7 protein-coding genes are annotated in these 12,752 nt (G+C 73.3%); 3 read left to right on the top strand and 4 right to left on the bottom strand.

Going from position 1 to position 12,752, the window contains the following annotated elements; genetic code table 11:
* Nucleotides 1-353 precede the first annotated feature (353 nt).
* Nucleotides 354-890 carry a MarR family winged helix-turn-helix transcriptional regulator gene (locus ACZ6JS_RS12985; RefSeq protein ID WP_030966376.1) on the bottom strand — a complete coding sequence of 179 codons (537 nt, stop codon included), beginning with the start codon at nt 888-890 and terminating at the stop codon, nt 354-356.
* Between the two features lie 123 nt (nt 891-1,013).
* Here ACZ6JS_RS12985 and ACZ6JS_RS12980 point away from each other — a divergent pair, with 123 nt between their 5' ends.
* On the top strand, nt 1,014-2,297 hold the full coding sequence (locus ACZ6JS_RS12980; RefSeq protein ID WP_469297675.1) for an MFS transporter: 1,284 nt from the start codon (nt 1,014-1,016) through the stop codon (nt 2,295-2,297).
* 71 nt (nt 2,298-2,368) lie between these two features.
* Here the strand turns inward: ACZ6JS_RS12980 and ACZ6JS_RS12975 are convergent, their stop codons facing one another.
* Both ACZ6JS_RS12975 and ACZ6JS_RS12970 read right to left on the bottom strand, forming a co-directional pair.
* Nucleotides 2,369-4,177 (bottom strand): ATP-binding SpoIIE family protein phosphatase, encoded by a 1,809-nt coding sequence (locus ACZ6JS_RS12975; RefSeq protein ID WP_469297674.1) that lies wholly within the window; start codon nt 4,175-4,177, stop codon nt 2,369-2,371.
* 135 nt (nt 4,178-4,312) lie between these two features.
* A complete protein-coding gene (locus tag ACZ6JS_RS12970; protein WP_469297652.1) occupies nt 4,313-5,743 on the bottom strand; it encodes an NAD(P)/FAD-dependent oxidoreductase in 1,431 nt (476 codons plus the stop codon).
* Nucleotides 5,744-6,076: 333 nt separating this feature from the next.
* On the opposite strand from ACZ6JS_RS12970, the gene ACZ6JS_RS12965 reads away from it, so the two are divergent.
* Nucleotides 6,077-6,844: a TetR/AcrR family transcriptional regulator gene (locus tag ACZ6JS_RS12965; protein WP_469297651.1), complete on the top strand. Its 768-nt coding sequence runs from the start codon at nt 6,077-6,079 to the stop codon at nt 6,842-6,844.
* Between the two features lie 274 nt (nt 6,845-7,118).
* A complete protein-coding gene (locus ACZ6JS_RS12960) occupies nt 7,119-9,167 on the top strand; it encodes a sigma-70 family RNA polymerase sigma factor (RefSeq protein WP_469297650.1) in 2,049 nt (682 codons plus the stop codon).
* Between the two features lie 144 nt (nt 9,168-9,311).
* Here ACZ6JS_RS12960 and ACZ6JS_RS12955 read toward each other — a convergent pair whose 3' ends face one another.
* Nucleotides 9,312-12,620 (bottom strand): AfsR/SARP family transcriptional regulator, encoded by a 3,309-nt coding sequence (locus ACZ6JS_RS12955; RefSeq protein ID WP_469297649.1) that lies wholly within the window; start codon nt 12,618-12,620, stop codon nt 9,312-9,314.
* Nucleotides 12,621-12,752: the final 132 nt, after the last annotated feature.

The following is a 12,752-nucleotide window of genomic DNA, read 5'->3' as shown; positions in this document are numbered from 1 at the left end:
AAGGAACGGACGCTTCCTTCGTACTCACCCTCTCGGGCTTTCCTCCGGGCTTTCGTTCTGCTGTCTTGCGTTTCCGACTCTATCAGACTCTTTCGGGCCTGACCCCCAGTCAGCGGGGTTTGTCTTCGGGGCTGTTGGGCCCTTCCGACTCCCCAAACTCTAGTGGATTTCCCCGGCGATTCATAATCGGCCTTCGGAAATGAATTCGGGCATGCCGAAATCGTTCCCGGTGGGAGATCGTGCAGAGTTTGGTGCCGCAACGAGGCGGCGGATGCGTTGTCGCCGAAACCTTCCGGCTGCGGGGCAACTCGAAGAACCTTACGGACCTACGGACACCGTGTCAACCTCGGCGGTCAGCTGGGTGACTGGAGGTCTTCCACCCGGTCGAGCAGGCGCGTGAGCATGTCGCCCAGCACCCCCCGCTCCGCCGTCGAGAGGTCCTGGAGGAGGTCCTCCTCGAAGATCGTGGCCGCCCGCATCGCGTCCAGCCACTTGCTGCGGCCCTCGTCGGTGAGCTCCACGATCACGCGGACCCGGTTGGACTCGTCCCGCTCACGGGTGACCAGGCCCTCCGCCGTCATGCGGTCGATCCGGTGGGTCATCGCCGCCGGCGTGAGGCCCAGCTGCTTCGCGAGCTCGCTCGGGCCCATCCGGTAGGGGGCGCCGGAGATGACCAGGGCCTTCAGGACCTCCCACTCGGCGTTGCTGATGCCGAGGGCCGCCGTCTGGCGTCCGTACGCCACGTTCATGCGGCGGTTCAGGCGGCTCAGCGCCGATACGACCTTCTCGACCTGGGGATCGAGGTCCTGGAACTCGCGCTGGTAGACGGCGATCTGCTCATCGAGGCTCGGCTCGGGGACGGACGTCGCGCCGTCGGGGGTGTCACCCATGCGTCGAAGTATGGCACGAGCGCGTTGGCGTCTAACTCCTTCGATGTGTACTCTTAAGCGTCGAAGTTTAGGTATGAAGTCTTCAGTCTTCAGTTATCAAGGCAGGTGAAAGTGACCAGGGTGATGGGCGCTGCGATGCGGCGGATCCAGGCCGGGAACGCGCTGACCGCGTTCGGCATCGGCTTCACGGTTCCGTTCCTCTACATCTATGTGGCGCAGGTGCGGGATCTGGGTTCCATGGCCGCCACGAGCGCCTTCGTGGCCTTTGCCCTGGGTGCTCTCGTCGCGCTGCCCTTCACCGGTCGGGTCATCGACCGACGTGGCCCGGTGCCCGTGGTCATGGGTGCGGCCGTCGCCGCCTCGGCGGGTGCGCTCTCGCTCGGACTCTCCACCGGGATCGTGCCCATCCTGCTGTCCGCGCTGGCGCTCGGCGCCGGTCAGGCCGTGATGCAGCCGGCCCTGGCCACGATGATCGTGTGGTGTTCCACGCCGTCCACCCGGACCCGTGCCTTCGCCCTCCAGTTCTTCATGCAGAACCTGGGTCTGGGCATCGGCGGCCTCCTCGGCGGTCAGATCGTCGACGAGAGCCGGCCGGGGAGCTTCACCCTGCTGTTCGGCATCGAGGCCGTGATGTTCCTGGTGCTGGCGGGTGTCGTCGCCACCGTGCGGCTTCCGCACGTACCGACCATCAAGGACGCCATGCCGAAGGACCCGGCCCAGGCCGGTGGAAGCGGCTGGAAGCGGCTGCTGAGGCACAGGGCCATGGTGCAGCTGTGCGTATTGGGCTTCGTGGTGTTCTTCGCCTGCTACGGACAGTTCGAGTCCGGTCTGGCCGCCTTCGGCACGGAGGCTGCCGGGATCTCCCCCTCCACGCTCGGTTTCGCCCTCGCCGCCAACACCGGTGCGATCGTCCTCGCGCAGTTCGTCGTGCTCAAGCTGGTCGAGAAGCGCCGCCGGTCGCGTGTGATCGCGCTCGTGGGGCTGATCTGGACCGTCGCGTGGCTGATCGCCGGGTTCTCGGGGCTGGGTCATGGCAGCGCGATGATGGCGGCCGCCGCGTTCATCACCACGTACGCGCTCTTCGGCATCGGCGAGGCCATGCTGTCGCCGACCCTGGCCCCGCTGGTCGCCGATCTGGCGCCCGAAGGCTCCGTGGGCCAGTACAACTCGGCGTTCGCGCTGGTCAAGCAGCTGGCGCTGGCGCTGGGGCCGCTCGGGGTGCCGCTCGGTGCGGGTGTTCCGATGCTGTACATCTCGGTCTTCGTGCTCGTGTCGCTCGGCATCGTCGGCCTGGCGCTGCGGCTCGGCAAGGGCCTCACCCCGGTGCAGGACAACCCGGTGCTGGCAAGCAGGGTCGTCGCGCAGGGCGGCCCGTCCGTCGCGGTGAAGGAGCCCGCGCACGCGTAGCCGTGAGCCGTGAACACGGAAGGCCCCGGTCCCTGGTGGACCGGGGCCTTCCGTGTGTCCGGATGCTGCGGCTACCTGTCCGGCAGGGCGAACTCGCACCAGACGGCCTTGCCGCCGCCCGGGGTGCGGCGCGAGCCCCAGGCGGAGGCGATGGTGGCGACGATCGAGATGCCGCGGCCGGTCTCGTCGGCCGGTTCGGCGCGGCGGCGACGCGGCAGGTGGTCGTCGCCGTCGGTGACCTCGATGATCAGCCGGCGGTCGGTGCGGCGCAGCCGGAGGCGCATGGGCGGGGTGCCGTGCTGGAGGGAGTTCGCGACGAGTTCGCTCGCCGCCAGGACCCCGAGGTCGCACAGCTCGACCGGGAAGCGCCAGGAGGCGAGGACGCCCTGCGCGAAGGCCCGGGCGCGCGGGGCCGCCTCGATGCCGCCGAGGAGTTCCAGCGCTGCGTTGTGGAAGAGCTCGGCGTCCGCGCCGCTGCGGGCGGGCTGCTGGAGCACCATCACGGCGACGTCGTCGTCGTGGTCGGCGTCCACGCCGAGGGCGCGCATGAGGCGGTCGCAGATGACGGTGGGGGTGCCCTGGGCTCCGGCGAGGGCGCGTTCGAGTGCGGCGACGCCCTCGTCGATGTCCTCACCGCGTCGTTCGACCAGGCCGTCGGTGTAGAGGACGGCGGTCGAGCCGGGGCCGAGCGGGATGGTGCCCGAGGTGTGCAGCCAGCCGCCGGTGCCGAGCGGTGGGCCGGTGGGTTCGGCGGCTCTGCGTACGGTGCCGTGCTCGTCGCGGACCAGGATCGGGAGGTGCCCGGCGGAGGCGTACGCGAGCAGGCCCTCGTTGGGGTCGTGGACGGCGTACACGCAGGTGGCGATCTGGCTGGCGTCGATCTCGGCGGCGAGTCCGTCGAGGAGCTGGAGCACCTCGTGCGGGGGCAGGTCGAGACGGGCGTAGGCGCGGACGGCGGTGCGCAGCTGGCCCATGACGGCGGCGGCGCGGACGCCGCGGCCCATGACGTCGCCGATGACGAGTGCGGTGCGGCCGGCGCCGAGGGTGATGACGTCGTACCAGTCGCCGCCGACGGCGGCCTCGGTGCCCCCGGGCTGGTAGGTGGCGGCGATGCGCAGGTCGTCGGGCTGTTCCAGTTCCTGCGGGAGCAAGGAGCGCTGGAGGGTGACGGCGGCCTCGCGCTGACGGCGTTCGCTGGCGCGGAGGCGCTCGACGGCCTCGGCGTGGTCGGTGACGTCGGCGAGGTGGATCAGGACGCCGGCGTGGTGGGCTTCCGCTTCGGGTGCGCTCGCGGTCGCCGTCCTGGGGAACTCGACGGGGGTGCAGGTGACGGTGTACGAGCTGGCGCCGCCCGGTGCGGTGCGGTTCTTGGCGGTGCGGGGCTTGCCGCTGCGCTGGACCTGGTCGAGGAGCGGGAGGAGGCCGAGCTCGCCGAGCTCGGGGAGGGCCTCGTGGGCGGGGGCGCCGGGGGTGCGGGCGCCGAAGCCCGCGGTGTAGGCGTCGTTGACGTAGGCGACGCGGTGCTCGGGGCCGTGGACGAGGGCGACCAGGGCGGGGAGCCGGCCGAGGACCTCGCGTACGGAGAGCTCGTCGAGGGAGGGCACGGCGGTGAGGACGCCGGTCCGCTGGGCCGGGGTCGTGCCGCTGCCGGTTCCGGTGCCGGTGGCTGTTCCGGTTCCCGTGCCTGTGCCGGAGACCGTGGAATCCACGGGGTGGCCGCCGGCGGGCGTGGACCGCTCCGCTCCGGGCTCGGCGCGGCCGCCGCGGGCTGCCGGGACCGCGCCTTCGCCCCGCTTGGCCTGGGCTGCGGCGTGTTCGGTCCGGGCGGCGGCGCGGCGCTGCGTTCCGGGGAACCGGGCGCTCCAGCGCGTGAAGTTCACTGCGTTCAAGCCTCGTGGTGTCGCGAGTGGTCGCTGTGTCGCTCGTGGGCGGTCGCTGACGGGACGATGTCACTCTGTGCAGGTGTGAGCACACCTATGGTCACACGTCCAGTGTGGCCGACCGCACTGACAACGTCAGCCCTGGCCGTTCTGCGGGGGGTTGGGTGCGAGGGGCGGGGGAGGTGACTTGGGGCCGCCGCCTGCGGCCAGTTCGAATTCTGCCCTGGGGTGTTCGAGAGAGCCAAGGGAGACGATCTCACGCTTGAAGAGGCCGGAGAGGGTCCATTCGGCAAGAACGCGCATTTTCCGGTTGAAGCTCGGGACGCGGCTGAGGTGGTATGCGCGGTGCATGAACCAGGCCGGGTAGCGCTTGAGCTTGCGTCCGTAGACGTGGGCGACGCCCTTGTGGAGGCCGAGGGAGGCGACCGAGCCGGCGTACTTGTGGGCGTACTCGGTCAGGACCTCGCCGCGCAGGGCGGCCAGGAGGTTGTCGGCGAGGACCTTGGCCTGGCGGACGGCGTGCTGGGCGTTGGGGGCGCACTCGCGGCGGGGTCCCTCGGTGTCCGGCGGGGCGGTGATGTCGGGGACGGCTGCCGCGTCGCCCGCGGCCCAGGCGTGCTCGACTCCCTCGATGGTGAGGAAGGAGGTGCAGACGAGACGGCCGCGCTCGTTCTTGGGCAGGTCGGTCGCGGCGAGGATCGGGTGGGGTTTGACGCCGGCGGTCCAGACGATGGTGCGGGTGGGGAAGCGGGCTCCGTCGCTGAGGACGGCGACGCGGTCCTCGCAGGATTCGAGCCTGGTCTCCAGACGGACGTCGATGTTGCGGCTGCGCAGTTCGCGGACCGTGTAGACGCCCATCTCGAGGCCGACCTCGGGGAGGATGCGGTCGCTGGCCTCGACGAGGACCCACTTCATGTCCTCGGGCTTGATGTTGTGGTAGTACCGCGCCGCGTAGCGGGCCATGTCCTCCAGTTCGCCGAGGGCTTCGACGCCTGCGAAGCCGCCGCCGACGAAGACGAAGGTGAGGGCGGCGTCGCGGACGGCGGGATCGCGGGTGGACGAGGCGATGTCCATCTGTTCGATGACGTGGTTGCGCAGGCCGATGGCCTCTTCCACCGTCTTGAAGCCGATGCCGTAGTCGGCGAGGCCCGGCACGGGGAGGGTGCGGGAGACGGAACCGGGGGCGAGGACGAGTTCGTCGTACTCGATCTCGACGGGGCCGACGCCGTCGTCCGCGGTGGCGAGGGTGTTGACGGTCGCGGTCCGCTTGGCGTGGTCGATGCTCGTGGCCTGGCCGATGAGGATGCGGCACTTGCCGAGTACGCGGCGCAGCGGGACCACGACGTGGCGCGGGGAGATCGCGCCCGCGGCCGCCTCCGGGAGGAAGGGCTGGTACGTCATGTAGGGCTCGGGCGTGACCACCGTGACCTCGGCTTCTCCCGCTCTGAGCTTTCGCTGGAGCCGGAGCGCCGTATACATGCCGACGTAGCCGCCGCCGACGATCAGGATGCGCGTGCGGGGCGGGGTACCGGGGGCCGTGCCCCGGGAGTTAGCAGCCTTCACCATCCCATGACGCATCGTGGCCGGGAGTTTGTCCACAGGCCCGGCACATTGTGTGACCGGTGGTGGCCCTGGGACAGGGCGGAAGAGGACCTTCGGGGGTGATGGAAGTTCGCAGGTCAGAGCGGACGGAGAGGGAGGTTCCGGGGGTGTGGAAGGGAAAAGTGGGGGTGAATGCTCCGATCGGGCGGTGGTCCGTCCGGGGCTGCCTCTTCTGAATTGACTCTGGCTCAACTATGTTCGTATCTCGTCGAGGACCGGGCCTGAGACCGTGGCCCTCCTCGGCGTGAAGGCGGGGAGTGTCTCCGGGGGGAGACAAATGATTACCGGGGGATACATATGAACATTTCCGATTTCCATGGTTCTGCGACCGCTCTCTCGGTCGAGAGCAGCGGTCGCGCCCTGACGAGCGCAACCACGCACGGTGTGGGCCGGTCCACGCCGCTGCGCGTCGATGCCCAGCGCAACCTGGAGCACGTGCTGCGCGCGGCCCGGGAGGTCTTCGGCGAGCTGGGCTACGGGGCTCCGATGGAGGACGTGGCGCGCCGCGCCCGGGTCGGTGTCGGCACCGTGTACCGGCGGTTCCCGAGCAAGGACGTCCTGGTGCGGCGGATAGCCGAGGAAGAGACGGCCCGGCTGACCGAGCAGGCCAGGACCGCTCTGGGTCAGGAGGAGGAGCCGTGGCAGGCGCTGTCGCGCTTCCTGCGCACCTCCGTGGCCTCGGGTGCGGGGCGGCTGCTGCCGCCGCAGGTGCTGCGCGTCGGCTCGACCGCCGAGGAGGCGGCCGAGGAGGCGGAGGAGGCGCGGGTTCCGCATCAGCGCCAGGCGACCGAGGCTCCGGGCCTGCGGGTCGTCGGTGCGACGCGGAGCGCGGCGGAGGACGAGCCTTCGGACGACGCGGGCGCGGGTGCGCTGCTGGAGGTCGTCGGCCGGCTGGTGCACCGGGCGCGGGAGGCCGGCGAGCTGCGTGCCGATGTCACGGTGGCCGACGTGCTGCTGGTGATAGCGACGGCGGCGCCCGCGCTGCCCGACCCGGCACAGCAGGCTGCGGCTTCGACCCGGCTGCTCGACATCCTGCTCGAGGGGCTGCGTTCCCGGACGGTGTGATCGCGACGGTGTGATCGCGGACGGTGTGATCGCGGACGGTGGGTCTCGGCGGCCCGGTACCGGCCCCGTGCGGGTCGGTACCGCAAGGGCACGGGGCCGCGCTGGGTCGGCACCCGGCTGGCGGTGTCCCCTTGGCGCGGCCGGCGGCCTGCCCGGTGTGGCGTCGAAACCTGCCCGGACGGGTGGATGGTGCCGAGAGGGGTCCGACGCGTGTCCGGCATGTGACACGCTTGATCGGTGTACCGGTTGAGCGTGTCGTGCGGGGGCTTCCGCGATGAGCATTGACGGGCGGGAGGAGCCACCCCGTGGCGCCGGGGGCGAGACCGAGGTGGGCAGCCCGCCCGCTCGGCAGGTGCCGGCTCAGCGCGAACCGGGCGGGCGGCACGCACGTTCGTCGGGCTCCTCGGGTCCGGTCGGCGCCGGGGGTGAGCTGCCGCCGTCCGACGGGGACTTGATCGCCCGGATGCGGGCCGGCGACGACGATGCGTACGCGGAGCTGTTCCGTCGCCACGCCGACTCGGTGCGACGCTATGCGCGGTCTTGCTGCCGGGACGGGCACACCGCCGACGACCTGACCGCCGAGGTGTTCGCGCGGACGCTGCAGGCGGTACGGGGCGGGGCCGGGCCTGACCAGTCGGTGCGGGCCTACCTGCTGACCACCGTGCGCAGGGTCGCGGCGGCCTGGGCCAAGACGGCCAGGCGGGAGCATCTCGTCGAGGACTTCGCCGTCTTCGCGGAGCAGGCTGCCACGCGCACCGACAGCGGCGCCGGGATGTCGGGGCTGTCGGGGGACGACACCCTTGAGCTGGGCGCGGACGTGCGGGCGATGCGGGAGGCCGAGCAGTCGCTCGCCCTGCAGGCCTTCAGGAGCCTGCCGGAGCGGTGGCAGGCCGTGCTGTGGCACACCACCGTCGAGGAGGCGTCGCCGAGTGCGATCGCGCCGTTGTTCGGACTGAGCGCCAACGCCACTGCGGTTCTGGCCAGTCGAGCCCGCGAAGGGCTCAAGCAGGCCTATCTGCAGGCGCATGTGAGCTCGGCGCTGAGCAAGGGCGGCGACTGCGCGCGGTACGCGGACCGGTTGGGCGCCTATGCGCGCGGCGGGCTGCGGATGCGGGCGGAACGGGGGCTGCGGGGGCACTTGGAGGAGTGCGCGAAGTGCCGGCTGGCCGCCGGGGAGCTCAAGGACGTCAACGCGGGCATTCCCGCGCTGCTTCCGGTGGCGGTCATCGGATGGTTCGCCGCCGGGTACGCGGCCAAGGCCGCCGGTGTGGTGGCCGGTGGGGCCGTCGCTGCGGGCGGGGCCGGTGCCGCTGCGGCCGCTGCGGGCGGGTCGGCCGCAGCGGGAGGTACCGCCGGCGTGGCCGGCGCCGCGGGGGGTACCGCGGGTTCCGGAGCCGGGGCAGGGGCAGGAGCTGCGGGGGGCGCTGCCGGCGGGGCCGGGGCCGGTGGCTCCGGGTCCGCGGTCGGGGGTGCGCTGGCGTCCGAGGGTCTCGGGCTCCCGGCCAAGGCAGCCATCGCCGCCGGTATCGCGGTGGCTGCTGCCGCCGGGGTGGTGTTCGCGCTGGCCGGGGACGATCCCGAGCCGCAGGCCCGGGCGAAGCCCGCGCCGAGCGTGGCGGCGCCGGCCGTGCCGAAGGCGCCGGCCTCGCAACCGTCGCCCTCTGCGGAGCCCGGTCCGCCCGAGGAGGCGGGGCCGCCGCCCGCCCCCACCTCCGCCGCGCCGGCGCCGTCGCCGTCGCCGGAGTCCACGCCGTCGGCCTCCTCGTCCCCGGCGGCGCCGTCCGGATCCCCGTCGCCCTCCCCCGGCCGGGAGAAGCCCGCGCCGACGCCGTTGCCGAGCACGCCCTCGCCGAAGCCGTCGACGCCGTCGCCCGTCCCGAAACCGCCCGAGCCCTTCCGGCTGGCCGCCCTCCCGCACTCGGTGCAGGGCGACCACAGCGGCCCTGAGTTTCAGACCTGGCGCAGCAGCTGGGTGTGGCAGCGCTGGGGTCTGCGGGTGGGCGACCGGCGGTTCGCGCAGGGGATCACGGTGAACTCGCGTTCCTCGGTGGAGATCTCCCTCAACCGGCAGTGCACCAGCTTCTCGGCGTGGGCCGGGGTGGACGGCCTGTCGCTGCTCACGGACGGGTCGGTGCGCTTCTCCGTCTACGCCGACGGGCAGCGGCTGTGGCAGTCCGGGGCCCTCCGGTACGAGGATCCGCCGGCGGCCGTCCAGGTGTCCCTCGCCGGGCGCACGTCGCTGCGGCTGGTGGTGGAGCAGGCCGGTCCGGGCCGTTTGCCGACGCTGGCGAGCTGGGCCGACGCGGTGATCGCCTGCTGGTGAGTGCCCGGCGGTGAGCGCCCGTCGGCTGATCAGCCGCCGGTGAGTGCCGTAACCAAGTCGGCCGGGGTGAGCCCGGCGCCGGCGGCCTCCTCCCGCGCCCAGCGGTCGGGGCCGAGCAGCGTGCGGGTGCGTTCCGGAAGGCCGTCAACGGCCTTCGCCTCGGGGACCGATCGGGGCAGGCCCGCGCGCCAGGCGGTCGCCGCCGCGAAGGCCCGTACGGCCTCGGCGGGGCTGGTCGGCGTCGGCCAGGAACCGGGCCCCTGCCTCGGCGATTCCGGCCAGTACGCGCTCGGCGCACCGCCCCTCGACGGCGGCGCCGAGGGCGGGCCCGATCAGGGCCAGCGCGGCCGTCGGGCCCTGTTCGCGCGCGGTGAGAACGGCGTCGACGGTGTCCAGCCCGGCGGTCAGCTGGGCCGGCACGGTGATCCGCTCGGTCTGGACGCGGGCGAGCTCGCACTCGGTCCTGGCCCGGGCGGCGTCGCCCCGCTGGAGGGCGAGCAGGGCCGCGAGGAGTCGGGCGTAGGCGCTGACGTCGTACACGCCGCCGTGCTGGTCGGCCTCCTCGTCGGCTTCGGCGAGGAGCCGTTCGGCGTCGTCGAGGTCACCCGCGCTGTAGGCGGCCTCGGCGATCCGGGCCATCGCGAAGGGCGCCTCGACGTGGGCCCCGACCTCGCGGGCGAGGCGCAGGCACTCCTCGAATTCGGTGCGGGCCTCGGCGTACCGGCCGCGGGAGAGGGCGATCTCCCCGGCGGCGCCGGCCACCTGTGCGCGGGTCCAGCGGTCGCCGACGCGCTGCGCGATCGCGTGGAGTTCGGCGAGGTCGGCGTCGACGGTGGGCAGGCCTCCGGTGACGTCGATGGCGACGTGGGTGCGCAGCATGAGGACGACGCCCAGTTCCCACTCACCCGCGTGGCGGCGGCAGTTCTCCACGGACTGGTCGAGGTCGGTGTGGAAGTCGAGGACGTCGCCGGTGAGGAAGGACGTGGCGGGCCAGAGGACGCCGGGGAAGACCGCGGTCTCGGGGCATGGGTGCCGGAAGGCCGTCTTGATGCGGACGGCCAGGTCCCGGTATTCGGGGGTGCGGAACTTCTCGGCGGAATTGCTCTCCGCGAGCAGGAACATGTCGAGCACCTGCAGGCGCATGTAGCGCCAGTAGGCGGGGGTGCCCTCGGGCGGTTGGGCCGGGGTGAGGGTGAGGATCCGGGTGGTCCACTCGGCGCCCTCGCCGCGGTAGTTGCGCAGCCACCAGAACCAGCCGAGGGCGAAGGCCAGGCGCTGCGCGGATTCGGTGTCGGCCTCTTCGACGGCCGTCGTGTGGAGCGCGGCCCGGAGGTTGTCGAGCTCGGTCTCCACGAGCCGGATCCAGGGGAGCTGGGCGGCGGAGCGGATGAGGGGTTCGGCCTGCTCGGCGAACGCGAGGAAGTGGGCGGCGTGGCGGCGGGCGGTGGCCCGGGCGTCGGCCGGGTGGGCGGCGGCGCGTTCGGCGGCGTACTCGTGGATGGTTTCGAGCATGCGGTAGCGCATGCCGTGTTCCTCGTACCGTTCAGCCAGGACGAGGGACTTGTCGACGAGGGAGCCAAGGGTGTCGGCGACGTCCCGGACGGCGTCGCCGGACGGGTCGGCGCAGACGGCTTCGGCGGCGGCGAGGTCGCAGCCGCCCGCGAAGACGGACATCCGGCGCAGGACGGTGCGCTCGGCCTCGTCGAGGAGGTCCCAGGACCAGTCGACGACCGCCCGCAGGGTCTGCTGTCGCGGCAGGACGGTACGGGCACCGCTGGTCAGCAGCCGGAAGCGGTCGTCCAGCCGGTCCGCGATCTGCCGCGGAGTCAGCAGCCTCAGCCACGCCGCCGCCAGCTCGATCGCGAGCGGCAGCCCGTCGAGACGGCGGCAGATCTCCGCTGCGGCGCCCGGGTCCTCCTCGACGGTGAACCCGGCGCGGGCGGCCGCCCCGCGGTCGCCGAGCAGCCGCAGCGCGATCGGGTCGGGCAGGGGGTCGACGGGGCGGACGGTCTCCCCGGGCACGCCGAGGGGTTCGCGGCTGGTGGCCAGGATCTGGACGCCGGGGCAGTGGGTGAGGAGGCGCTCGGCGAGTTCGGCGGCGGCTTCGACGACGTGCTCGCAGTTGTCGAGGACCAGCAGCAGGCGGCGGTGGGCGCAGTGCTCGACGAGGCGGGTGGTGGGGTCGGCGGCGGCTGTGGGGGCCGGGGTCTCGCGGGCGACGAGCGAGTTCTCGCGCAGGCCGAGCGCGCTGAGTACGGCGCCCGGGACGGCGGCGGGGTGGTCGAGGCGGGCCAGTTCGACGAGCCAGCCGGGCTCGGGGTGGGCTGCGGCGGCATGTTCGGCGAGCCGGGTCTTTCCCGAACCGCCTGGACCGGTGAGGGTGATGAGGCGCAGTCGGGCCAGGTCGCTGTGAAGGGAGGCCAGTTCGGGCTCGCGGCCGACGAAGGAGTTCAGGCGGGGGCGGAGGTTGCCGCGGCGGGCCTCAGGGCGGACGGACGGGCCGGGCCCCGGCTGGGCCGCGGGCCGGGCGCCACGCTCGGCCGAACCCACAGGCTCGGCGGCAGGCTGCGCGACTTGGTCTGCGAGCTGGCTCGGCGCGGTCTGCACGGTCGGCGCGGTCTGCACGGTCTGCACGGTCGGCGCGGTCGGCGCGGTCTGCACGGTCGGCGCGGTCTGCACGGTCGGCTGGTTCGACGGGGTCTGCGGGGTCTGCGGCGTCCGGGGCCGGAGCAGTTCCGCGTGCAGGGCGGTGAGTTCGGGCCCGGGGTCGGTGCCGAGGCCGTCGGCGAGGGCGCGGCGCGTGCGCTCGTACGCGGCGAGGGCGTCGGCGGGACAGCCGGCCGCCCGCAGGGCGCGCAGCTGCTGGGCCCGCAGCGGCTCGTCGTACGGGCTCTCGCGTACCAGTGCCTCGATCTCCGGCAGCAGCAGCGCCGGGGCGGCGGCGCCGCTGCGCAGGTCCGCCTCGATGCGTCCGCGCAGAGCGGCGGAGCGGTGCGCCTCGGGGGCGGCGGCATGGGCGGTACGGGCGGGCTCCGCGAGGTCGGCGAGGGCCGGGCCGCGCCAGAGGGACAGGGCGGTGCGCAGCGTGCGGGCGGCGGCCTCCGGGTCGGCGGCCAGCTCCCGGTCGCCCTCGGCGGCGAGGCGGGTGAAGCGGTGGAGGTCGACGTCGTCGCGGGAGGCGGCCAGGAGGTAGCCGCCGGCGGGGGCGGCGGGGACGGTGTCCCGGCGGCCGAGAGCGCGGCGGAGGCGGGCGACGAGGGCCTGGAGGGCGGCGGGGGCATCCAGGGGCGGGGCGTCGCCCCAGACGTCGGCGACGAGTTCGGCGACGGAGGCCGGACGGCCGGCGCGCAGCGCGAGGGCGGCGAGGAGCGCGCGCAGCCGGGCTCCGCCGATCGGGAGGACGGCGCCGGTCTCGTCGTGTGCCTCGGTGACGCCGAGGATGAGGTACCGCACCCGCCAATTCTGCCCGGCGCGAGGTGGGTGGCGCCGTCGGCCCGGCCCTCGCGACCGCCCTGGTCCCCGGCTCCTGAACCCCCACCGCCACACGCAGCACAGCCGCCATACGCAGCACAAGCCGCCGCACGC

The sequence above is a fragment of the Streptomyces sp. NPDC046349 genome (genome assembly GCF_055587885.1).
This window is presented reverse-complemented; position numbering and strand designations above follow the sequence as displayed.

What these genes read in the sequence shown, in the direction of transcription:
- ACZ6JS_RS12985 (WP_030966376.1), bottom strand. Translation starts at nt 890, where the DNA reads ATGGGTGACACCCCCGACGGCGCGACGTCCGTCCCCGAGCCGAGCCTC.
- ACZ6JS_RS12980 (WP_469297675.1), top strand. Translation starts at nt 1,014, where the DNA reads ATGGGCGCTGCGATGCGGCGGATCCAGGCCGGGAACGCGCTGACCGCG.
- ACZ6JS_RS12960 (WP_469297650.1), top strand. Translation starts at nt 7,119, where the DNA reads ATGAGCATTGACGGGCGGGAGGAGCCACCCCGTGGCGCCGGGGGCGAG.
- ACZ6JS_RS12970 (WP_469297652.1), bottom strand. Translation starts at nt 5,743, where the DNA reads ATGGTGAAGGCTGCTAACTCCCGGGGCACGGCCCCCGGTACCCCGCCC.
- ACZ6JS_RS12965 (WP_469297651.1), top strand. Translation starts at nt 6,077, where the DNA reads ATGAACATTTCCGATTTCCATGGTTCTGCGACCGCTCTCTCGGTCGAG.